Raw genomic sequence first — 23,094 nt, 5'->3', positions numbered from 1 at the left:
CCGCACCCTTCATGGATCTTCATGTCCTTCATGGTGAAAATCCATGAGGGTCCTGCGGCTGGTCGTCGCCTACGACGGCACGCGCTTTTGCGGGTGGCAGCGGCAAGAGAACGGTCCCACGATCCAGGCGGCGATCGAAGACGCGATGCAGCCGTTCTCGGCGCGACCGCTGTTCGGCGCGGGGCGCACGGATGCCGGCGTGCACGCGCTTGGGCAGGTGGCGTCACTCGAGTGTGACACCGCGCATTCCGTTGACGTGATCCGGCGGGCGATCAACGTCAAGCTGGACCGCGACATCCGCGTGCTTGACGTGGCCGATGCGGCGGAAGGGTTCAACGCCCGCTTCGACGCCACCGGCAAGACCTACCGCTATCGCATTGCCACCGGCGAAGTGGTGTCGCCGTTCGCGCATCGATACGTATGGCAGGCGCCGCAACCGCTGGATGTGCCCGCGATGCAGGCCGCCACGTCCGCGCTCATCGGGAAACATGATTTTTCCGCGTTCATGTCCAGCGGTTCCGACGTGCTCGACACGGTCCGGACGGTCGATCGCGCCGAACTGCGCGTGAACGGCGACGAACTGGTGTTCGAGGTGCACGGTGACGGCTTCCTGCGCCACATGGTGCGCGCCATTGTCGGCACGCTGGTGGAGGTGGGGGCCGGCCGCAGGGATCTCTCGTCCATGGCCGCCCTCATTGAGTCGCGGGACCGTGGGCAGGCGGGTGATACGGCCCCGGCGCAGGGGCTGACGCTCGTCTCGGTGGACTACCCGTAGTAGGGCGTGGCTTTAGCCGCGCCATCGGGCTAAACTCGCTCCATGGCGCTCGCTGATGTGCTGGCCGGCGTGCCGAAGGGATCGCCCGAAGAGGCCATTTCGCGGCGGCTCGACTTCGACCGCTTACCCAAACATGTGGCCATCATCATGGATGGCAACGGCCGATGGGCCGCCGAACGGCACCTGCCGCGTGTGGAAGGGCATCGCGCCGGCATTGACTCGGTGCGCGACACCGTGGAAACCTCGGCGCGGCTCGGACTCTCGGTCCTCACCCTCTACGCATTTTCGGTGGAGAACTGGAAGCGTCCGGTGCCGGAAGTCTCGGCGCTGATGGGTTTGCTTCGGCACTACCTGCGGGCCGAACTCAAAACCCTGCTCAAGAACAACATCCAGTTCCGCGTGATCGGGCAGCTCGACCGCCTCGGTCCCGACGTGCGCGAAGAACTGGAAGCTGCTGTTGCCCGGACCGCGACCAATACCGGGATGGTCTTTAATATCGCGCTCAGTTACGGCGGTCGTGCCGAAATTGTGGATGCGGCGCGGCAGGCGATTATCCGCGGCATCGCGCCAGAGGCGCTTGATGAGGACGTGTTCTCTTCGCTCCTCTATACAGCCGGGCAGCCCGATCCGGACCTGCTGATCCGGACGAGCGGCGAGATGCGCGTGAGCAACTTCCTGCTCTGGCAGATTGCGTATGCGGAAATCTGGGTGACCGATACCTTCTGGCCCGACTTTCGTGCGCGACACCTTCTTGAAGCCGTGGCCGACTATCAGCGGCGCGATCGTCGTTACGGCGCTGTGTCGTCGGACCCGGTCGGAGTCACAAACTAACGCGTGACCCGCGTCCTCAGCGCCGTCGTACTCGTCGCGATCGTCGGCGGGGTCCTGTGGTTCGGGCCCTGGTGGGCCACGCTCGCCCTGGCCGCGCTCGTCGCCGCACTGGCCGCAGGCGAGGTGGCCGGCTTCTCATCCGCAGTCGGCGCTCCGGTCCCTGTCCTCTTCGTCGCGGTGGCGGCCATGGCCGCATGTGCGGTTGTGCCCATCGGTATGGCGAACGGTGCCGCGATTGTCGTGGTGCTGCTGGCCCTGGTGGTGGGCGCCGGCATTGTCACGATGGCCGGAGGCCCGCCGTCCCCGGCCATGATTACCGCCGCGGCAGTCACGGTGATGGCGCCTTTGTATGTGGGCCTTCCGATGGGCGCGCTCGTGTGGATCGACGTGGTGTTTGGCCCCCGCCCCGTGATCTTCCTCATCGCGACCATCGCGATCAGTGATTCGGCGCAGTACTTCACCGGCCGCGCATTCGGCCGTCGGAAGCTGGCGCCTGCGATCAGCCCCGCCAAGACGATTGAAGGCGCCGTTGGAGGTCTGGTGGCCGCGGCCATTACCGGCGCCCTCCTGGGGCCTGTGTGGGGCCAGGTGGTGTCACCTCTCGAGGGGATCGCCCTGGGTCTGATGTTGTGCGTCATCGGAATCACGGGTGACCTCTTCGAGTCGCTGCTCAAACGCAGCGCGGGCGTCAAAGACAGTTCGGCGCTGATTCCCGGACACGGCGGCGTGCTCGATCGCATCGACGCGTATCTGTTTGCCGTCCCCGCGTACCTGCTGTTCCTTTCTTATGTTGGCCGGTACGCCGCATGATTCGCATCGCCATTCTCGGCTCCACCGGATCGATCGGCCAGAGCGCCCTGTCGGTGGTGGACGCCCACGCCGATCGCCTGCAGGTTGTTGCCCTCGCGGCCGGTCACAACACCTCTCGTCTAGCCGAACAGGTGCGCAAGTACCGGCCGTCACTGGTCAGCGTCGCCACAGAAGAGGGCCTGGCCGACCTGAAGGCGCTGGTGCCGCCCGGTGCGCGGCCCGGAGCGCTCGAATCGGGCCCGCAGGGGTTGCTCACGGCCGCCACACATCCCGATGTGGACGTGGTCCTGTGCGCGTCGTCGGGTGCGGCGGGCCTCGAGGCGGCGCTCGCGGCCATCGACCACGGCAAGACCGTGGCACTGGCCAACAAGGAAGTGCTCGTGATGGCCGGCGCCCTCATGGTCGATGCGGCGCGAAGCCGCGGCGTGTCGCTCCTGCCCGTGGACTCCGAACACAACGCCATCCACCAGTGTCTGCACGGCCGCACGGCCGGCGAACTGCGGCGGCTGATTCTCACCGCATCGGGCGGCCCATTCCGCGGGTGGACGGCCGACGACCTCGCGCGAGTGACGCCCGCCGATGCGCTTCGTCATCCCACGTGGCAGATGGGGAAGAAGATCACGGTGGATTCGTCCACGTTGATGAACAAGGGCCTCGAAGTGATCGAGGCGCGGTGGTTGTTTGACGTGACGCCGCAGCAGATTGCGGTGGTCGTCCACCCACAGTCGATCGTGCACTCCATGGTGGAGCTGCGTGACGGGTCGGTGATCGCGCAACTGGGTGTCACGGACATGCGCCTGCCAATCCAGTACGCCTTCTCGTATCCCGATCGCTGGGATGCGCCGGTCCCCGCGCTCGACGTGACGCGGATGGGCCAGCTCGACTTCATGCCGCCCGACCCCGACCGGTTCCGGTGCCTGCGGCTGGCGTATGACGCGCTCGAGCACGGCGGCGCGTGGCCCGCCGTCCTGAATGCCGCAAACGAGGTGGCCGTGGAGGCCTTCCTGACAGGGCGGCTCGGGTTCCTTCAAATTCCCGTGGTCATCGAACGCGCGCTCGAGGCGGCTGGCCGTGAAACCAGCGTGCCCCGTTCATTGGCCGATGTCAGGGCCACCGACGCCTGGGCCCGGCACCATGCGGCTGAAACCGCCGGTCTGCTACCATCGTCATAGCCCTACAGGGTTTTCACATATGGCCAACATCATCGGGTTCTTCGAGACGATCCTGCCGTTCCTGTTTGTGCTCGGGGTCCTGATCTTCGTCCACGAGCTCGGGCATTTCCTGGTGGCGCGGTGGTACGGCGTCAAGGTGCTCGCCTTTTCGTTGGGATTCGGGCCCAAGCTGGTCAAGGTCACCCGGGGCGACACGGAGTACTGCATCAGCATCATCCCGCTGGGCGGCTACGTGAAGCTGGCGGGTGAAACCTCTGAGGACGGGCCGTCCGGGGACCCGACCGAGTTTCTCTCCAAGAGCAAGTGGGTTCGAGTCCAGGTGTATCTGGCGGGCCCGATCATGAACATTCTGCTGGCGCTCATCCTGACCACCGCGATCCTGACGCAGGGCGCCGATGTGCCGCTGTACCGATCGTCGCCGCCGGTCATCGGCATCGTGGCAGCCGACGGGGCCGGTGCGCGCGCGGGCCTGCAGGCGGGCGACCGCGTGCTGCGGGTGAATGGCGCCGCGGTGGAGACCTGGGACCAGTTCGACATGGCCGTCCTGCCGAAGGCCAACCGGGAGCTGACGCTGGCCATCGAGCGTGGCGGCTCGTACCTGGATATCAAGGTCACCCCGGAGCTCGTGGGAGACATTGTCGATTTCGGCGAGTTGAAGGTCGGCCCCCGAGTGCGGCCGCAGGTGGCGCAGGTGATGCCCGACCAGCCCGCGCAGAAGGCCGGTCTGCTGACTGGCGACGTGCTTGTCGCTATCGGGGGCGAGCGGGGACTGACGCGCGAGCAGGTGATTGAGCGCATCCAGAAGAGCGCCGGCGTGCCCATCACGTTCACGATTGAGCGCGGTGGTGTGGCGCAGGACCTGGCCATCGTGCCCGAAAAGAGCGGCGACGTTGGCGTGATTGGCGTGTCGATTTCCGGGGTGGAGACCCGCCGCGTGGACCCGGACCTGCTGACGGCGATGAGCATGAGCGCGACGCAGACGTGGGAAGCTGCGGTGTTGACCGTCACCACGCTCGCCGGGCTGTTCACCACCGAGACGCCGGTCAACAACCTTGTGGGTCCGGTGGGCATCGCGCGGATGTCTGGCGCCACGGCCCAGCTCGGCTGGCTCCCGCTGCTGGGTCTGATGTCGATGATCAGTCTTCAGCTCGGCCTGCTGAACCTGATGCCCATTCCCATCCTCGACGGCGGCCACATCACGATCATCGCCCTCGAAGGCCTGGCCCGTCGCGACTTCAGCGTGAAGGTCAAGGAGCGGATCCTCTTTGCGGGCTTCGCGCTCATCCTCATGCTGATGGTTACTGTGGTCTTTAACGACGTGGTGCGGTTGATCCGGTAGCGCCTGCCCATGTCCCTGTGGCGCTCGAACGTACTGAAGCTGGCGGTGATCGCCATGAGTTCGATGCCGCAGTACGACTGCGACCCCTTTTCAGACCCGGCCACGCGGCTGGCCACCTGCCTGGAACGCTCGATCAAGGCTGCCGAAGGCACCCGCGCGATGGTGCACGCCAGTTGCGACATCAAAATGGAAGGCCGGTACATCGTGGTGCTTCATCCGGCCGGTGAATTGGGCCGGGATGAACTGGTGCAGGGCGGCCTGCCCGAAGCGCTGGTGCCGGAGCTTCGGTCGATGCGAATGAAGGGCAGCCCCGCGATCTATGTGATTGCCGCGGACAAGAACGTCTCGGGTTTTGGCGCCGGGCGGTCGGTGATGAGCAGCCGGACGTCGGTCCAGAGCGCCTTCGTGCAGATCAACACCCTGATGGTGGTAACCAAGACCAAGCAGCCCGTCGCCGTCGCCGTCGGCGGCTCCCCCAAAGTGCGCGTGATCGAGCGCATTCGCTGAAGGGTGGGATCGCTACCGCGCTTCGGCTTCCGCCGCCAGGTGGCCGAACGACGGCCAGTCCTCTCCCGCAAGAATCGTCGCCCACAGCTGCTGCGCCTCGCGCCGCTTGCCGTTGATGAGATACCAGGCGCTGACGCCGTAACGCGCCGACGTGCCGCTGGCCCCTTCGCCCGCCGCCTTCAGCACTTCTTCCGGCGTGCGCTCGCCCTTGTACATCAGCAGCAGTGAGTGATAGCTGCCGTTTTCGATGACGTCCAGCCGCGCGTCGATGGGCAACAGCACCGCGGCCGCTTCGTCGGCCTTGCCGGCCCGGCGCAGCGACAGGTACAGCCAGTTGCTTGCGGCCACCAGGTTGTCCGCGTTGCGGACCACATCGCGGGCCTTCCGCCAGTTGTCGGCTGCGCGGTTGAAGTCCTTCTTGATGTAGTAACCCAGAGCCAGGTGGTAGTAGATGTTCGAGTGCAGGGTGCTGGTGGGCATGTTGCGCACGTTGGGCTGCCCATCTGGTTCCTCCTGATCCGGCTGGCCGGCGATGAGCGTCACCGCCTTCTCGAAGTCAGCGATGGCCAGGTCGATTTCACGAATCGTCAGGTAGCGATGCCCGCGGTGGCGATAGAACCGCGCATCGGTGGGGTGGCGCTTGATCCCCTCAGTAAAAATTCCGATCGCCTCGCGGAACCGGTAGAGATACCCAGTGCGGCGCCCGACCCAGATCAGCGCATCCGGGTCCTCGCGATTGGTCTCGAATACCTGCACGGCGGTCGCAAGCTGCGACTCCATGCGCGCCTGCGCATCTGGCGCGATGGGAGGCGTGGAGAGCTTCCGGCCCAGCAGGGACGTGGCCTCCGCATTCTGCATGCTGGCCGTGAGTACGGCCGAGAGACCGCCAACTACGAGCGTCAGTAGGAGAAAAAGTATGCGCGCCATGCGCGCGATCCTATCCCACCGGGAAGATCCTCTGCTATGTTTGAGGAATGGGTGATTCGGGCGAAGGCCTTATTGACGCGGACGCGAGAATTCAGGAACTGGCCGATGAGCGAGAGGCCGCTCGACGCGAGAAACGGTCGCCGCAACCGCCGGTTGATCCAGTGAAAAAGGCGCAAGTGACGTCTCTGACGCTCGGACTGTCGGAACTGCGCCGCCAGCTCGAAGCCACCGAACATCCCGTCCGGCAGAAACAGATCAAGGCCGCCATTGCGGACGTCGAGAAGCGCTTGGCGAAGCTCGCCTGATCTGTGCTGGCGTGCTGGCGTGCTGGCGTGCTGGCGTGCGCCGAGCACCTCAGCACACGAGCACAACAGCACCCAGCACCCAGCACCCAGCACTTCGGGAAGTGTCACTTCTTGCGAAGAATGGGGTAGCTCTTCACGCCTTCCGTCGCAAGCACGTCGTCCAAGTAGTTCCAGGCCGTCAAGCCGTCGTCGGACTTCGGTTCCAAGAGGTAGAACACGAGACGCGCGAGTTTCTGGTTCATCGCCACGGCGAATGAGCCGATGGGGGCGGTGACGTCGGTGGCCGCCCACGTGCCGTCCAGAGTACGGAGCCCGTGGCTGCCGGTATCGATCGAATTGGTGGCCGGCCGCTGCGTATTGGCCGTGATCGAAAACTGTTCCAGTCCCTTGGTGGCCACAGTCGTCTTCCGCATCTGCACGCCGTGGGCCCGCAGCAGGTCGAGCGCCTTGGTGGCGCCCGCCGGAATGTAGTACTCGGTCGGCACCGTCTCGGTGGTTGTCGGTTCAAACCACATGCGGTCCACCATCTGTTCCGGCTTGATGACATCCTTGCGGCGGTTCATGTTCCGGCCGTTGATGGGATTCTTTTCGTCTTCAACCTCGCCCATCAGGATTTCAACCATGCCGCCGCTGCGAATCTGCGCGCGCGTGGCGTGAGTCTTGCCCGCCAGCGCTTCGCGATCGGCCGAGTCCACCGCGGTCCGGATCTTCGCCACGTTCTGGTGCGCGAAGTTCATCGCCTCTTCGATGAAGTAGTTCGTGGCCTGGATGCGGTCCTTGAAGGTCGCGTACGCGTACGCCTCGCTGAGGAGCGCAAAGCGGTTGCGCATCCCGACGTAGTTGTTGTGGAAGCGGGGCACGTGCTCGAACGTGCCCCAGGCCCTGGGACCGGCCGGGACGGCAGGCGCCTGCGGCTGTGCCACGGGAGGCGTGGCCGGTGGGGGCGTTGCCGGAGGAGGTGTGGCGCCCGCAGCGCCGCCCGCCTCGTCCCGCGCCAGGCGCACCCTGACCGCCGCGGCCGCCTCGGCCACCCCCGGGGTTGCTCGCATTGCCGTAGTAGAACGTCTCCCACTTGTACTTCTCGCGAATGGCCTTGGTCACAAACGGGAACCACTCGTCCTTCATGATCGACATGATGCCGGCGTTGGTGTTGGGGTTGAGCGGCGGCGAGTACGTGAGGTGGTATCCGTGCGTGGAGCCGTCAGACGTGTGCAGGTCCATCCCGACGTACGGGTCGTAGTCGTTCCAGAGCTTCGCAAACGCCCGGCCTTCGGGCGTTTCGAGCTTCATGAAGTCGCGATTGATGTTGATGTTCTGGCCGTTGGCGCGTGTGCCCTGCCCGTTGATGGGCCCGTTCTGCACGCCGCGATTGGTCAGCGAAAAACGCTCGTTGCCGTCGGCATTGAAGATCGGCGTGATGAGGAACACCATCGTCTCGAGCCAGTCGGCGTGTTTGCCCTGCGCGAACTCGCGCAGCAGGACGAGCGCCGCTTCCTTGCCCTCCACCTCACCAGCGTGGATGTTGCCTTGAATGTGCACCCGCAGCTTGCCCGAGGCCTTGACTGAGGCCGCGCTCGCGTCCTTCAGGCCCGTGCCCACCACCGCCAACGGCATCATCCGACCCTCGTACGTGGTGCCGTAGCTGATGACGCGGATGTTCGGCGACGCATCGTCCACAATTTTCATGAACCCGACCACCTCGGCGTAGGTGGACGTCGATCGGTACTCCGACGACTCGGCGACGGTCCTGAGGCTGTCGAGCAGGGACACCGGCTTTGCTGGCTGCGGTTGCGGCGCCGGCGGCGCTGCCTGTTGCGCCTGCCCAGGAATAGCAGGGCGGCGACGATGGCGAGGGCAAGCAGGGATCGGGACATTGGTCAGGGAACCTCTGGGCCACGATTATAATCGCGCGTATGCCCCGAACCTTCATCCGAGTGAGCGTAGTCCTGACGATGGTCGCATTGGCCTGGCTCCCACTGGGAGCCGACAAACCGCTGTTCACCCAGGCGTTCTCTCCCGGGGAGTTCAAGGCGCGTCGCGCCAAGGTGATGGACGCCATCGGGGATGGCGTGGCCATTCTGGCGGGCGCCACCGAGCCGGCGGCGTATACCAAGTTCCAGCAGGGCAAGCAGTTCTTCTATCTCTCCGGCGTGGAGGTGCCGCGCGCGATTCTGCTGATCGACGGCCGCTCGAAGACATCCACGCTGTTCCTGCCGGCGCGCAACTCGGCTTCAGATCGGTCTGAAGGACCCCTGCTGGCCCCAGGGAGACGAGGCGGCTCGACTGACGGGCATCGAGCAGGTGGCGGATCGCGCCACGTTTGACGGCGTGGTGAAGACGGTGGCGGCTGAAGGGCGGTCGATCTACTTCCCGTTCCGGAGCGAGTCACTGGGCGCGGCGGCGCCCGACCGCATTTCCAACCACGAGCGCGAGGTCGCCGCTGACCCGTGGGACGGCCGGGCGTCTAAGGACGCTGTGTTTCGCGAGAAGCTGCGCGTCGCAGCGCCCAGGTCCGAGATCCTGAATCTGGATCCGTTCGTGGACCGCATGCGCATGATCAAAAGCGCCGAAGAGATCAAGATCATGCGCGAGACCACGCGCCTGTCGAGCCTGGCGATTCTCGAGTCGATGAAATCGGCGAAGCCCGGGATGTACGAGTACGAGATCGAGGCCATCGCTGACTACATCTTCAAACGCCACAACGCACAGGGCATTGGCTACTACGCGCTTGTGGCGACCGGCACCAATGCATTCTGGCCGCATTACCATGCCGCGCAAAGCCGGCTCGAGGACGGCGACATGGTGCTGATGGACTACGCGCCCGACGTGTCCAACTACACCACCGACGTCACGCGCATGTTCCCCGCCAACGGCACGTTCTCTCCGAGACAGCGCGAGATGTACGGCATCTACGTCAAGTTGTACCAGGCGCTGATGTCGTCGATCCGGCCCGGGCCGGCCGCTGAGTCGCTCGCGAACGCGCACAAAAAGATGACCGCGATCATGGAGACGTTCACGTTTACCGACCCGAAGATCAAAGAGGCCGCCGAGCGTTTTGTGGCCGGTTACGCGCGGGCTCGCAACTCGTTTGGGCACTGGCTCGGCATGGAAGCGCACGATGTGGCCGGCGCCAACTTCGACGGCGTCTATCTGCCGGGCATGATGCTGACCATCGAACCCGCGCTCACCATTCCCGACGAACGCATCTACATCCGCCTCGAAGACGCGATCCTCATCACCGCCACGGGCTACGAAAACCTGTCGGGCCCGCTGCCGATGGAAATCGCCGACATCGAGAAGGTGATGAAAGAACCCGGGCTCGCGGACCTGTGGAAAATTGGGAAGTGAGGAAGTTAGGCTTGTCCGCCGTAGCTCCGGAGGAGCGAAGGTGGAAAGTGAGGAGCTGCACCCGTTCCTTTTTTGTTGCGGTGGCGTTCGTGCTCGGCGCGGCCGCCTGTGGCCGCGACACCACCGCGCCCGCGCCCGTCGCGGCGCCGCGGCCATCGATCCTTCTCGTCACCCTTGATACCACGCGCGCCGACGCGATCGGGCCCGGCGCGATTGGCGTAGAGACGCCGGCGTTCAACCGCCTGGCCGCTCGCGGGCGCGTGTTCTCGCAGGCCTACGCCACCGTGCCAGAGACGCTGCCATCACACACCTCGATGATGACCGGCGTTTATCCGGGTGGGCACGGCGTCCACGAGAACGCGCGGTTCCTCGCCGCCACGCATCCGGTGGTGGCTGAGGCGCTGAAGGCCGCCGGATATCGCACGGCCGCCTTTGTGTCTGCATTTGTACTCGCTCGACGGTTCGGTCTCGCTCGCGGGTTCGATGTGTACGACGATGAGTTGTCGGGCGGACGCGCGGAGCGGTCGTCGCGTGAGACCACAGACCGCGCCCTGGCGCATCTGTCGCAGGCGTCCGGGCCGGAGCCGTTGTTCGTCTGGGTGCATTACTTCGACGCGCACGCGCCGTACGAACCACCCGAGCCGTTTCGCAGCCGTTATCCGAAGGACCCGTACCGCGCCGAAGTGGCGGCGATGGATGAGCAATTAGGCCGATTGGTAGAGGCGTTCGAGGCGCGGGTGGCTGCTCGAGGTGGCACATCGGCGATTGTCGTCGCAAGCGATCACGGCGAGGGGCTGGGTGATCACGGCGAGCCGCAACACGGCCAACTCCTGTATCAGTCCACCATGCGGGTGCCGCTGGTCGTGGTGGGGGCGGGCGTCTCGCCGGGAGTTGCGGACACTCCGGTGAGCACGCGTCGAATCTTCCATACGCTGACGGGCTGGGCGGGGCGCTCTTCGACTGAAAGCCTGAGCGCGGCGACGCCAACCGCTGAAGTGGTGATCGGCGAAGCGATGAAGCCGTTCCTGCAGGCGGGATGGCAACCGCAGATCATGGCCGTGTCCGGCTCGCTGAAGGCAATCCTGTCGGGTCGTATCGAGGTTTACGATGTGCTGGCCGACGCCGGCGAGACGCGCGAGCTCGGCACGTCGGCGTCATTGCCCGCGCCGGTGCGGGCGGTGCTCGACGACTATCCGGTGCCGACGGTAGACGATGCGGGGGCGGCGTCAAGTGCGCCGCTCGATAACGACGCGCGCCAGAAACTGGCGAGCCTCGGCTACGTGAGCGGGTCCACCGCGCCGGTGGTGCGCCGCGATGCGCCCAGGCCGGCGGACATGGTGAAGCTCTTTCCGGTGATCGACGCGGCGTCCACGCTGTTTGTGCAGGGCCGCTACGAACAGGTGGTGCCGCTGCTCAAGCAGATCCTCGCCGCCGACCCCTTCAATCTGGATGCCACGATGCGTTTGGCGACGGCGTATTCATCGCTTGGCAAGGACGCGCTCGCGGTGGACGCATTTCGGCGCGCCGGCCAGTTGGCGCCGAAGTCTCAGGACGTGCGGCTGTATCTGGCGCTGCACCTGGCGCGCGGCGCCGAGTGGCGCGGCGCCGTGCCGCTCCTGGAGCAGGTGCTGGCGGAGTCGCCCGAGCGCGTGCCGGCGCTTGAAGCGCTGGCCCTCGCGCGGGAGCGCGAGGGCCGGCTCGCCGACAGCGTGGCGCTGCGCCAGCGCCTGTTCGCCCTGCGCCCGGCGTCAGCGGCCGAGCTGGTGCAGCTCGGCCAGGTGGCGATGGGGGCGCAGCAGACGGATGTGGCGATTGGGGCGCTTGAGCGCGCGAGCGCCGCGCAGGGCGCGGCGTTCGCGCAGCACCTGGAGCTCGGCGTCCTGTACCTCGCCGCCCGTCGTCTGGACGACGCGCGGCGGGCGCTGGACCTGGTGTCGGCGACGCATCCGGCGAGGGCGATGGCGCTGTTCAAGCGCGCGCAGGTGAGTGTGTTGCTCAACGAGCCGGACCGGGCGGCGAGGATTGAGGCGGCGCGTCGTGGCGCGGATGCCACGACGCGCGGCCTCATCGCCACCGAGCGTTTGTTCAAATGAGCGTGGGTACACGAAACGACCTCAGAGGTCGTTCTTATTTTGAGAGGGGAAATAAAAACGACCTCTGAGGTCGTTTCGTGTACACAGAAAAAAAAGGCCCGGCGGGGGAGAACCCCCGCCGGGCCTTTGTGTGTCTGCGACCCCAGTCCTAGAACTGGAACCGGGCCGCCACTTCAAGCCGCCGCGGCGAGAAGTACGACCGCGGCGTGTTGAACAGCGAGCTGTTCTTGGAGGGTTCGAAGTTGTAGCCGGTCTGCTTGTCGAACAGGTTGAACAGGTCCGCCGCCAACTGCAGGTTGTACCGTCCGCCGAACCGGAAGTTCTGCGTGTAGTTCAGGTCCATCTGCCAGTGCGCCGGCGTCCGCCGCGTGCCAGCGGGCTCCGCGTTGCGAATCGTGTCACAGCTACTCGTGATGGCCACCCCGTAGACCGAGCAGTCCCAGGCCTCCCACGGCTGGCCTGACTGTGCCACCGCAAACACGCCCGCTGTGGCCTGCCACGGCAGGGTGTAGAAACCATAGACCTTCATCATGTGACGCCGGTCGCCGCGCAGGTCACCTTCCTTGTTATTCCAGATCTGCCGCCCGACGCCGTCGGCCAGGTTCGACGAACCAATGAAGATGGCCGCGTCGTTGCCCACGGTGGTGTTGTCCTGGTCGAAGTTGCCGAAGTAGTGACTCCACGTGTAGGAGCCACGCACGAAGACGTTGCCCGACCGGTATTCGGTCTCGGCCGTCGCTTCGTAGTACTTCGTGAAGGCCCCGTCCAGTTCAGCAATCACGTACGACGACCCCAGCGCGACCGCGCCGCCACTACCGATCTGCGCGCGCTTCGCGTCCAGGTCCGGAATGTACAACTCACGCGGCACTCCGGCCGGCGGATTAAACGCCGTCCGCGCGTTGTTGTTGGTGTCTTCCCAGAAGTGGCTGCCCGAGCGGTACCGGCCGTAGACACGCGCCGTGAGCTTGTCGCTCATCTGCATGCTGGTGCCGATCATGTATTCGTCCGTGCGGCGGGGCGTCATGTCCTCGACGAACAATTTGCCCGACGACGAGCCGACCGGAACCGCGGCGAACAGGTTGCCGTTGGCATCGAAGTGCGCGTCGATGAACGTGCCGGTCAGGTTGCGGTCCCACGACGCGGCGCGCGGCAGTGAACTGGCGGCCGGATTGTACCGGGCGAAGCTGGCAAAGATGGTGTCGCCGTTCTCGAAGGTCCGCACCGCGCTCAGGCGGGGCTGGATCATCTTCTTCCACGGGATGTTGTACATCTCGTACTCGGTGCCTGGCGACGAGACGTATCCGGACAATGTGCCCGCCGCCTCCTTGAGGCCCTGTCCGAACAAGGTGTCATTGCTGATCACCGCGCCCAGGTTGAACGACCAGTTGTTCCAGCGGATCGTGTCGTTGAGCTCAAGGTTCTGCGACCGGTACTTTGACTTGATCGGCGCTGCCACACCCGTGGACTGTGCCTGGTAGCGGGCCGTGAAGTAGACCGGCGTGCCGCTGACCGAGGTGCGTCCGCCCGGGATGGTGATTTCACCCCAGCCGTTTGAGCCGCGCAGCAGGTCTTCGCGGTCTTCATACCACTGATACCCCGCGTGCAGTTCATGGGTGACCGTATTGCCGAACGTGAGGTTGTACGCGAACTGAATCTGGTCGCGGTAGAAGTCCTGATCGTTGAACTGGCTGGCGTAGCCGTTGATGCCCGCCGTCCGGACGCCGCTGGCATTGACGTAGCCGTATTTGTCGAGGAACGGCTGGAGGAACGCGTTAAACGCGGCGTTGCCGCTCACCGGCGTCGGGAGTGTGAGCCGGCCCTGCGTAATCAGGTCGTTCACGTCCAGCCGCGAGCCGAGCGTGCTCGACGCCTGCGCCGCCGACAGGAAGTCGGGTTTGCTCAGGCTCTGGTTCTCGAACCGTGTGTATTTTGCGGTCGCGACACTCCGCGAGCCGATCACCCACGATCCTTCGGCGATCGCGATCTTCTGGGTGGCTTCTTCGCCCGATCCGGTGGTGCTGGACGCGTTGGAGGAGAACAGATTGCTCACATCCTCGCGCTTGGAGTCGCGATAGCTGACGTTGAACAGCAGGTCGCGCACCGGCGTCAGCGTGATCTTGCCGAAGTATTCGTTGCGCACACGCTCAAACTGCGGAAGCGGACCATACAGGTTGGCCCGGTTCTCGCGCGAGATCTCGGGGCGGTAGTACGACCCGTAGAAAAACGCCTTGTTCGGCAGGAGCTGGCCGCCGAGGCTGCCGGTCATCCAGGTGCGCTTCTGCTCGAACTGCGACACCTGACCGCTCTTGAGGTCGGCCGACATGGCATCGTTCTGCAACTTGTAGCTGAGGTCGCCAATCAGGCGGCTCGTGCCCGACTTGCTGACCGAGTCAATCGTGAATCCGCCCGACCGATCGAAGTCCACCGCGCGCGCGCCGCCCTTGATCGTGGTCACCTGCGCGATGTCATGCGAGGACGGCTCGGTCGAGAGCGTGCCGAAGAGCGGCAGGGTCACGTTGACGCCGTCGAACTGGTAGACGTTGTCCTGGCCGCTGCCGCCACCGCTGGGGCCGCGCACGGCATCCTGCGAGTACTGCACGCCGGGAATGAGCTTCAGCAGGTCGCGGTATTCGTTGCCTACGGGCAATGAGGCGATCTGCGTGGCTGTGACGCCGCTCTTGATGGTGGCAGCGCCCGGGTCCACGAGACTGGCAGTCGCCGTGACCGTGACCGTCTCGCTGACGCCCTGGATGGACAGGGTCGCGTTGACAAAGGTGTCGGTCGACAACTGCACCTGCGCCGTGCGGGTCACCGTCTGCATGCCCGACAGCGTGAACGTCACTGTGTACGTGCCCGGGGGCAACGCCGACAACCGGTAGTCACCGTTGGTGCCGGTCACCGCCATACGGCCGCCGGGCAGTACATCGCCCGTGGCTTCCACGGTGACGCCGGGCAGCAACGATCCGTCGGTGGCCGAGACGCGGCCGGTTATCGCGCCGGTCGACTGGGCGAAAGCGGCAACCGGGGCAAGCAACAGCCCCAACACCGCAAGGATTACGAACTTGTGACGCATTTGTCCTCCATCTGTAAAGATTCCAAGAATTCCTCTTGGATATTCGCAGGGAATGCTACTACATCCCCGACGCGCGAACGGCCGCCCCAAGCAGCCCCGCTGCGGGATTGAGGATGACCGATACGGGCATGGTGCGGAGCAGGTCCGACAGCGGGGCTTTCCCGCAAAAAGCGTCAAGAAACGGGCCTGACTCAAGCGCGGCCAGCACCTTGGGCGCGATGCCTCCCCCGATGTAGACCCCGGCCGTGGCCACCGACCGCAGCGCCAGATTGCCGGCCTCGGCCCCATAGGCCTCCACAAACATGTCCAGCGCTTCCACGCACTGTTCGCACTCGCCCGAGAGCGCGCAGGCGCTGATGGCCGCGGGCATCTCGCCACCCTCAACACCCGGTCCAATGACTTCGCAGGCGACGCCGGCGCCGGTGGCCCCGTGCGTGAACCGGAAGATGTTCACCAGGCCCGGACCGGAAATCACACGGTCGTTGTCCACCCGGCCATGGATGGCGGTCAGTTGCTCAACGAGAGCCAGTTCGCGCGGCGTGCGCGCGGCAAAGTCCGCGTGGCCACCCTCCGACGCCGACGGCACAAACCGTCCATCCACGTAGTGCAGCAGCGCCTCACCCAGTCCCGTGCCGGCCGCAATGATGGCCGCGTTGCCCCCGGGCACCCGCACGCCATCCTGCAGTACCGCGATCTCGTGAGGTTCGAGCACGGTCACGGCATGGGCCATCGCTTCGAGGTCGTTGAGCAACTGCACCGGGCAGTCGCCCAGACGGTCGGCCAACGTGGAAAGGTCGGCCAGCCACGGCACGTTGGTGAGTCGCGCCACCAGGCCCGTCACCGGCCCCGCCACACCAATACATACCGCCGTGAGCGACGACGCGGCGCGCGTGTCGTCGAGGAACACCTGCGTCAATTCATCGAAACTGTCGAAGTCGAGCGTGGCGTATTCGCGCACCACCAGGGTTCGCGGACGACCCCGGTCGCGCTCGAAGAGTCCGAGGAGCGTTTTGGTTCCACCGATGTCACCCGCGAGGAGCATGGGCAGATGCTAACATCGGGCACAGACTGCCCGTGAGCATGCCCGCGCCAATTCCTGTCGATCACCCGTTTGCCGCGGAGCACGTCTCGGTGGTAGGCAAGGGCGGTGTGCTCTCGCGCCGAGACCTGCGCTCGGTCGTTGAACGCCTCGGCGGGACCTGCGCCTTTACCCTCAATCCCAACACCACCATCATCGTCACCACCGGGGACCCGTTGCCGGCCGAGTGGCCCGCGTCTGTGCGGCGCGTGATGACCGAGGACGAGTTATGTCGCATCGCCGGCCTCCCGGATTTGGAGACCCTGCGCGCGCAGTATTACTCCTCGCGCGATTTGCAGGGCATGTACCCCGGCCTTCGCGACGATCACCTCCGGTACCTGGAGAAGTGGGGACTCATTCGCACGGTCGCCGGGCGTTATTCGTTTGCCGACCTGCACGTGGTGAAGGCCGCGGCTGCCGATCTGGAACGCGGGCTTTCGTTTCACGCCATCCTGCGCGCGATGCTCGCCGAGCGCACGGGCCAGATGGCGTTCGACTTCCAGCCGCCTCGTTCCGATCGCCCGCACGCGCGGGTTGTGTCGCTGCCCGAGCGCCGGAAGTCGGCGACGTCGCTGTTCCCCAGCGATCGCGCCGAGGCGATCCAGTCGGCGAACTACACGCTGGCCGCCAAGTACTTCCTCGAAGGCGCCGAGCTCGACGATGGGGATGATCGGAGTCTGGAGGGCGCCGCGTCCGCCTACCGAAGGGCGTTGTTGTTCGACCCGATGCTGGTGCCCGCGTTGGTCAACCTTGCCAACATCCACTACGAGCGCGACGAGTTGGTCGAGGCCGATGCGATTTACGAAAAGGCGATCCGCATCGACCCCGAATGTTTCGAGGCGTACTTCAACCTCGGCAACATCCACCACGACCTGGCGCGGTACCCCGATGCGGTGCTCGCGTATCGCGAGGCGCTCGCGATCAACCCCGCGTATCCCGAGGCGCACTTCTATCTGGCGGTGACGCTCGAAAAGCTCGGACGGTCCGCCGAGGCGCGCGCGCACTGGAAGCAGTATCGCGACCTCGATCCGGATGGGGAGTTTGTGGAACTCGCCAAGGAATTTTCGGACTGATTGAGATCACGCTGCATCAACGATCACGACGGATCATAGGAGTCTCGGAGTTCTGGAGGTACTTTTCGAAGGGCCTCGCGTTACGTTGCATCGGCATTTCGTTAGGGCTGGGCCTGGCGCTACGCTGCATCGGCATTTCGTAGGGCGCGCTGGGTCTCAAGCGCGCCGAGGTCCGCGGCCTTGAGACCCAGGCCGCGCTACGTCCGGACGGATCTCAGGCCGGTTCGCCGACGAGCAGCTTCACCGTTTCACTGTCACGCTGGCCTTCTCTCCCGGCCGAAGGCGCACGACGGCGGCGCTCTTTGCCCACTCGGTCATGCGCTCAGGCGACGGCTCGCTGTCGGTCGGCATGAGAGACACGTAGTAGTCACCCGGAGGCACCGACGGGAATGTGACGGTGCCGCTGGCCGTGAGCCAACCGGATGTGAACCGCCCTGGGGCCAGGAAGGTCTCGGACCAGTAGGTGCGATCCACCGGGAACAGCGCCACGCGCATCTCGTTCGGCAGTTCGTACTTGCCGAGCACGACAGTCGCCTCGAGTGTGGCCAGAGCGGCGTTTGACATCGTGACGACAAGATTCTCGATGCCCTCTGGCGGCACATCCACGACGGCATCGGATAGCGGACCGTCATCTGAGCGGACGGACTCCAGAGTGTGACGGGTAGTATCAAGCCCAACAACGCTGACGAGATACCGGCCAGGTCGAACACGGGAAATCGTGAACGACCCATCCCGCCCGACGCCCATCGCACGGCCGACGGGGGTGCCGGACGCGCCGATGCTGATCAACGCGCCAGGCGTGAGATAGATCGGCATCAGCCCGACTGATGGTCTTCGGGCAGCATCACCCGGCTGGGCAGCGGACCCTGAAAAGTACACGTGCCCCCGCACGGTTGTCCCGTCGTTGAGGGGCACCACTACATCTGTGAGGTCGCGGTCGCCGACGATGACGCTGACCGAGGCTGACAGGCCAGGCGTGCCGTCTTTGGTGAAGGCTTCCAGGGTGTACTTTCCGGGCGTGACCGCGGCAAAGTGGAACGTCCCCTCAGGCGTCAGTTCCACTGGTGCCATCTCGGAGATCACCGCAGCGGCAGGATCATCTTCTTCGGGGAACAGCAGCAGTGAGTAGGCGACACCCGCGTTCGCGCCGCCACCGGCGATCTGGCCCGACACTCGGCGCGGTGATTCGGGCCGCATCGTGATGTCCACTCCCGTTCGGTCATCGGCGTAGCCCACCGTGATCGGCACGGCATCAGACACGCGCGTGCTTCCGGTGTGGAAGGTCGGCGCAAATGTCAGCACCGTGTCGTTCAACTGTCGCGCCACACCCGTCACAGGCACCGAAAACGTCGTCATCCTTTCGAGAAGTTCCTTGTCGATGGGCAGAGGGTCTCGGGCACACGCACATGCGAGATAGTCACCGGGGGGAAGGTCGGCAATCCGGAACTGGCCGCGGTCGTCACTGATGGCAGTGCCCCTGGGCAAGAGACCGAGCCTGAAGCCGACAAGACGCCTGCTGAACGTCCTCACGCTGACGCCGACTACCGGATCTCCCGCGTCGTCGCGCACTGTGCCGGAGATGCTGCCGTGTTTGCCGATTTGTAGAATGACGTCGGGGACCACCTGGCTCGCATTGAGCGTCACGGCCGCGCCTCGCACCGGCGCATATCCGGAGTGCTGCACGCGCATGGTGTAGCGACCGGCCGCAAGCGCCGAGAACGCGAAGCGTCCCTGGGAATCTGTTCGTACGGTCTTCGAGGGTGGCGGGGAAGGGCGAGGCGACTCAAGCGTGGGCCGTGGAGACGGGCCCGTGGTGGGAAGGGTCATTGTCACCGTGACGCCCTCCACCGCCTGGCCGCTCGTCACGTCGCGAACCACGCCTGCGATCACGCCAGTGCCAAGGTCCTGGACGGAACCCACCAGCACAACAGCACCCGAGCACATGAGCACCCAGCACCCCAGCACCCAGCACTTCAGCACGTCAGCACCGAGCACCCCAGCACGTGGTGGTTGTGTCTGCGTCATCGAATCGCCAGGTTCTGGGTGCGCTTTTCACCAGGCGCAAGCGTGATGCGCACCGAGGAGGAAATAAGAGACTGCAGGAACGCCGGGTCGTACTGTTCGTCTTTCGAGACGTCGGTGACCGCGGCGAGGTAGTACTCACCGGCAGGCAGCAATGCCGGGCCGGGGCCGCCGAGGCTGAAGCGGCCGTCGGTGCCGGGTTGAGCGGTCACGATCCGGCGCGAGCCCCACAGCCAATACTCCGGGTTCACGGGAAACACCATCACGGTGTAATCGCTAACGCCGTTGCCCGCGCCATCGGCCACACGGCCCGACAGTTCCTGCCATCGGTCGCCGAGTGTGACGACCACTTCTTTCGGCATCGCTTCAGGTGCAATGGTCACCGGAAGGTCTGTGACGTCCTTGCCATCGACCATCACCGACTCAAGTCCCCACGTCACGCTCGCGGTCGAGGCGCCAAAGAACGGTGCGTTCCCAATTACGTAACGACCCGGGACCAGTCCCGTGACCGTAAACTCCCCGGCTGGTGTCGTTGCGGTCACCTGCGCCGCGCCATCCGACGCGCGCGTGAGCGATCGCACCTGAATCCTGTGGCCGGCGAGCGCTGGTGCGGTCGCGGTGCCGGCGGCTGTTAATCGACCGGCAAATGACAGTGGTGGCTGCAGGGTTAACTGCACGCCCGAGACCTCCACTCCGGAGACGTCCACCACGGCAAACGCAAACTGGCCGTTCTGTGGACCGGCTCCACCGCGCGCGATCAACGTGTACGAACCCGGCCCCATCGCCATGCCGAAACGCCCATCGGGACCAACTCTGATCGTGGACGCGATTTGCAGCGGGCTCGTGCCGGCCGTGGTGCCAAACTGCACATTCGCGTTTTGCAATGGCTGGCCGTCGCCGGTGGCGACGACGCCCTCGATGCGCACGGTTCTCACTCGCTCGAGCCGCAGGTCCACGTTCTGCCGATCTTCGCCGGTCGAAATCAGTATCGGCTGTGCGTCATTCACGCGAGTTGTGCCCGGATAGTAGACGGGTGCGAATGTCAGGTTGGCTTCTTCGGGAGGTGGCGCGGCGCTTGCGCCGCCCTTCAACATCGCATCCACGTCGGCGTCTGTGAGCGTCCGCACATTCGTGTTCTGACGCGTGGGCATCGCGGCGACGAGGTATTCGCCGGGCGCCAGGCCGTATACGCGGTAGGCACCGCGATCGTCGGTGCTCACGACGCCCGCCCCAGACAGCACACGTTCGCCGTTCTGCACTTTGCGCTGCTGGAGGGTGACACCCACGCCGGGCGCGGGTTTGCCCTGTTCGTCGTAGATGACCCCCGAGACGGCCGCGCCCATAGGCAGCCTGATGGTGACGTTGTCGATGCGCGCGCCCTCGGCGAGGGCCACGGGCGCCCCCGGCCGCACGGGGCGACGCGCGCCTGCGACGGCGCCGAGGTAGGGCAGTTTGCTGGCGCCCACGGTGTAGCGATCGACGGGAAGGTTGGTGAAGGTGAACTTCCCGGCGGCGTCGGTGGCAGTGACTTTCAGCACGCCCGTGGTGGCGCCGATGAGCACCACGTGCGCGAGGCGCAGTTTCGCGCCCGTGGCATCGGCCACCACTTCACCGGCGAGCGTTCCCGTGCCGGTCGGCGCCGGCGCGACCGGCGCGCCAGCCGTCGCCGGCTTCCGCGTGTCCCGCTGCGGGACCTGCGCCGCTACTGCAATGGCCGCGATAAAAGTGAAGGCCAGAGACAAGAGTGTTCGTAGCGCGGCCTGGGTCTCAAGGCCGCAGCTCCGCGGGCTCCTCATCGTCGTACCTCCAGCACTTTCTTGTCGCCGTTCACCACACGCACGCGTTCCGCCGACCGCGCCATCGCGTCAAGCGTGGCTTTGTCCATCCACTCCAGGCCGCCTTCACTCACGGCGATCAGGTAGTACTCGCCGGCTGGTATGCGCGCCAGCGTGAAGCTGTTGTTTTCCACTCGCATGTTCTTGAATCGTGCGAATGCGCCGAACGGTTCATCCCAGTACCGACGGTCGACGGGAAACAGTCGAACCCATGTCTCGGCCTCAGCGTTGCCGAGGCTGGCGGCGACAGTCCCGCGGATCTCCGCCATCGGGACATCGGTGATCGTCACCACCAGGTTGGCAAGGTCGCGACCATCAATGTCGAGGAGCGTGTCGGTGATATCAACGCCGCCCAGCGTGATCGACTGCAGCGTTGGCCAGCCAGGAACGTTGATCGCCGGTGACACCACGTAGCGGCCAGGGACGACGCCTGGCAGTTGGAACGTACCGTCGGGAGTGACCGTGGTGGTGAAGGCCCGTCCTCTCGGAGGTGCATCCAGCGGATTGAGTTGGATGCCGTTTGGCCGAGTCGTCATCGGCTGACCCGGCTGGACCGGCGGCGCCGAAGGTGGCGGGGGAGAGTTGCCGACGAACTCAAGACGGCCCGTGATCGTCGCGCCCGGTTGCATTCCGATCACGAGCCCTGTCACGTCCTCTTCGCCAACAGACACGACCTGCGAGGCCCACATCGAATTCCCGGGCGGTTGTCCTCCGCGCGCGCCGCTCGGGGCCGCCGTACCCCTTCCTCCAATGAACGCCAGCGCTGCGCCAGAGGGCCCACCACCGGCCCGACCCGGCACGAACCGGGCTTCCAACAGGTATTGGCCCGGCGCCACTCCTACGAAATCAAACCGGCCATCGGGCTGCACCAGCATCGGTACCAGTTGAGTGATGGCTGCCGCCTCTGGAATGTCGCCGATCGGTACCAGCGCGAGGGCACCCGAATAAAAGCTGTTGTTCGCTGCTCCCAGCACCATGCCCGAGACTCGCGCGGCTCGCACCGCCGACACCTCGATGTCGATCGCCGACTGCGGCTGTGCGCCCGTCGCCTTGACGCGTACCGCGCGGCTGGCGAGCGGCGTGTTCGGATGGAATGTCGGAGCGAATGTTCGAAGAGTGGTGTCGATGCTCGCGGCATCGGCGCCGGCCTTGGCCGCGCGGCCGGCCACCGCGAGCAAATCCAGCGGGCGTCCCGCCAGCGTGGTCAGCAACTGGCCGTCGAACGGAATCGGTTCCCGATTGCACGCGCAGATGTAGTACTCCACTGGTTGTAGGTTTGTGATGCGATAGTGCCCCAGGTCATCGGTCCTGGAGCGACCGGCTCCCGCCAACACCGGCGGTCGTCCCTGCAGAGTTGTGCGACGAAACGCCACCACCTCAACGCCCACCACCGGGTCACCCGCGTCGTCGCGTACGGTTCCGCTGATGGTGCCGAGCCGCGTCAGTGTGATCGTGATGTTCGTGACGGTTGCGCCCGATGTCAGGTTGGTGATCTCGCGTGAGGCTAACGCAGAGTAGCCCTCCATTTGCGCGAGGTGGGCATAGGTCCCGACAGGAAGGCCCGTGAACACGAACCGACCCTGCGAGTCGGTCTTGACAGGACGAATCGGCCCAATCCCGCCGCCGCGTCCCGTCGTGGAGACGATCGGGGCCAGGGTAATCACCGCACCTTGGACGGGCTGCCGTGTGTCTGTGTCGATCACGCGACCAGCGATCATCCCAGTGCCGACCTGTTGAGACTGCGCCGGCGGCGCCTGCTGCGTTTTCCGAGCCGCAGCAGCCGGCGCACCGACGGCTCCCGCCAGCGCCAGCGCCATCAGCGCCGCGCGCGCTCCCACATGAGTGCGTGCCATGCGCGCGAGTGTATGGGAGTCCAGGGTCCAGGGTCCAGAGTCCAGCGTCGGGG

General features: G+C 65.5%; 17 protein-coding genes and 1 pseudogene. 10 read left to right on the top strand and 8 right to left on the bottom strand.

Features of this window, described 5'->3' with window-relative positions; genetic code table 11:
* Nucleotides 1-43: 43 nt before the first annotated feature.
* The 6 genes from truA to IPL75_19060 are packed head-to-tail and all read left to right on the top strand — an operon-like array spanning nucleotide 44 to nucleotide 5,434.
* Nucleotides 44-775 (top strand): tRNA pseudouridine(38-40) synthase TruA, encoded by a 732-nt coding sequence (gene truA, locus IPL75_19085; GenBank protein ID MBK9242302.1) that lies wholly within the window; start codon nucleotides 44-46, stop codon nucleotides 773-775.
* A gap of 42 nt (nucleotides 776-817) precedes the next feature.
* A complete protein-coding gene (locus tag IPL75_19080) occupies nucleotides 818-1,606 on the top strand; it encodes an isoprenyl transferase (protein ID MBK9242301.1) in 789 nt (262 codons plus the stop codon).
* Between the two features lie 3 nt (nucleotides 1,607-1,609).
* Nucleotides 1,610-2,416: a phosphatidate cytidylyltransferase gene (locus IPL75_19075; GenBank protein ID MBK9242300.1), complete on the top strand. Its 807-nt coding sequence runs from the start codon at nucleotides 1,610-1,612 to the stop codon at nucleotides 2,414-2,416.
* Entirely contained in the window at nucleotides 2,413-3,588 is a 1,176-nt protein-coding gene (locus IPL75_19070; GenBank protein ID MBK9242299.1) for a 1-deoxy-D-xylulose-5-phosphate reductoisomerase, read from the top strand. The genes IPL75_19075 and IPL75_19070 overlap by 4 nt, the downstream gene beginning before the upstream one ends.
* A 19-nt stretch (nucleotides 3,589-3,607) precedes the next feature.
* Nucleotides 3,608-4,927, top strand: a complete 1,320-nt coding sequence (rseP, locus tag IPL75_19065) for an RIP metalloprotease RseP (protein ID MBK9242298.1) — start codon at nucleotides 3,608-3,610, stop codon at nucleotides 4,925-4,927.
* A gap of 9 nt (nucleotides 4,928-4,936) precedes the next feature.
* Nucleotides 4,937-5,434: a hypothetical protein gene (locus IPL75_19060; GenBank protein MBK9242297.1), complete on the top strand. Its 498-nt coding sequence runs from the start codon at nucleotides 4,937-4,939 to the stop codon at nucleotides 5,432-5,434.
* A gap of 12 nt (nucleotides 5,435-5,446) precedes the next feature.
* Here IPL75_19060 and IPL75_19055 read toward each other — a convergent pair whose 3' ends face one another.
* Nucleotides 5,447-6,361 (bottom strand): hypothetical protein, encoded by a 915-nt coding sequence (locus IPL75_19055; protein MBK9242296.1) that lies wholly within the window; start codon nucleotides 6,359-6,361, stop codon nucleotides 5,447-5,449.
* Nucleotides 6,362-6,408: 47 nt separating this feature from the next.
* Here IPL75_19055 and IPL75_19050 point away from each other — a divergent pair, with 47 nt between their 5' ends.
* On the top strand, nucleotides 6,409-6,666 hold the full coding sequence (locus IPL75_19050; GenBank protein MBK9242295.1) for a hypothetical protein: 258 nt from the start codon (nucleotides 6,409-6,411) through the stop codon (nucleotides 6,664-6,666).
* Between the two features lie 104 nt (nucleotides 6,667-6,770).
* On the opposite strand, the gene IPL75_19045 is transcribed toward IPL75_19050, so the two are convergent.
* Together IPL75_19045 and IPL75_19040 are read right to left on the bottom strand one after the other, a co-directional pair.
* Nucleotides 6,771-7,361: a hypothetical protein gene (locus IPL75_19045; GenBank protein MBK9242294.1), complete on the bottom strand. Its 591-nt coding sequence runs from the start codon at nucleotides 7,359-7,361 to the stop codon at nucleotides 6,771-6,773.
* A complete protein-coding gene (locus IPL75_19040) occupies nucleotides 7,282-8,436 on the bottom strand; it encodes a hypothetical protein (protein MBK9242293.1) in 1,155 nt (384 codons plus the stop codon). The genes IPL75_19045 and IPL75_19040 overlap by 80 nt, the downstream gene beginning before the upstream one ends.
* A 143-nt stretch (nucleotides 8,437-8,579) precedes the next feature.
* On the opposite strand from IPL75_19040, the pseudogene IPL75_19035 reads away from it, so the two are divergent.
* A pseudogene (locus IPL75_19035) lies at nucleotides 8,580-10,014 on the top strand (aminopeptidase P family protein).
* Nucleotides 10,015-10,061: 47 nt separating this feature from the next.
* The gene (locus tag IPL75_19030) at nucleotides 10,062-12,107 is read left to right on the top strand and encodes a sulfatase-like hydrolase/transferase (protein ID MBK9242292.1); all 2,046 of its coding nucleotides are present in this window, start codon (nucleotides 10,062-10,064) and stop codon (nucleotides 12,105-12,107) included.
* Nucleotides 12,108-12,255: 148 nt separating this feature from the next.
* On the opposite strand, the gene IPL75_19025 is transcribed toward IPL75_19030, so the two are convergent.
* Together IPL75_19025 and glk are read right to left on the bottom strand one after the other, a co-directional pair.
* A complete protein-coding gene (locus IPL75_19025; GenBank protein MBK9242291.1) occupies nucleotides 12,256-15,180 on the bottom strand; it encodes a TonB-dependent receptor in 2,925 nt (974 codons plus the stop codon).
* 58 nt (nucleotides 15,181-15,238) lie between these two features.
* Nucleotides 15,239-16,222, bottom strand: a complete 984-nt coding sequence (gene glk, locus IPL75_19020) for a glucokinase (protein MBK9242290.1) — start codon at nucleotides 16,220-16,222, stop codon at nucleotides 15,239-15,241.
* 38 nt (nucleotides 16,223-16,260) lie between these two features.
* Here glk and IPL75_19015 point away from each other — a divergent pair, with 38 nt between their 5' ends.
* Nucleotides 16,261-17,331 (top strand): tetratricopeptide repeat protein, encoded by a 1,071-nt coding sequence (locus IPL75_19015; protein ID MBK9242289.1) that lies wholly within the window; start codon nucleotides 16,261-16,263, stop codon nucleotides 17,329-17,331.
* A gap of 240 nt (nucleotides 17,332-17,571) precedes the next feature.
* Here the strand turns inward: IPL75_19015 and IPL75_19010 are convergent, their stop codons facing one another.
* The 3 genes from IPL75_19010 to IPL75_19000 are packed head-to-tail and all read right to left on the bottom strand — an operon-like array spanning nucleotide 17,572 to nucleotide 23,041.
* On the bottom strand, nucleotides 17,572-19,356 hold the full coding sequence (locus tag IPL75_19010; GenBank protein MBK9242288.1) for a carboxypeptidase regulatory-like domain-containing protein: 1,785 nt from the start codon (nucleotides 19,354-19,356) through the stop codon (nucleotides 17,572-17,574).
* Nucleotides 19,353-21,149 carry a carboxypeptidase regulatory-like domain-containing protein gene (locus IPL75_19005; GenBank protein ID MBK9242287.1) on the bottom strand — a complete coding sequence of 599 codons (1,797 nt, stop codon included), beginning with the start codon at nucleotides 21,147-21,149 and terminating at the stop codon, nucleotides 19,353-19,355. The genes IPL75_19010 and IPL75_19005 overlap by 4 nt, the downstream gene beginning before the upstream one ends.
* Nucleotides 21,146-23,041: a carboxypeptidase regulatory-like domain-containing protein gene (locus IPL75_19000; GenBank protein ID MBK9242286.1), complete on the bottom strand. Its 1,896-nt coding sequence runs from the start codon at nucleotides 23,039-23,041 to the stop codon at nucleotides 21,146-21,148. Before IPL75_19000 ends, IPL75_19005 begins: the two co-directional genes overlap by 4 nt.
* Between the last annotated feature and the right edge of the window lie 53 nt (nucleotides 23,042-23,094).

The sequence above is a fragment of the Acidobacteriota bacterium genome (assembly GCA_016716905.1).
Lineage (GTDB): Bacteria > Acidobacteriota > Vicinamibacteria > Vicinamibacterales > SCN-69-37 > SYFT01.
Note: the sequence above shows the minus strand (reverse complement) of the source record. Positions and strands in the feature narration are given on the sequence as shown.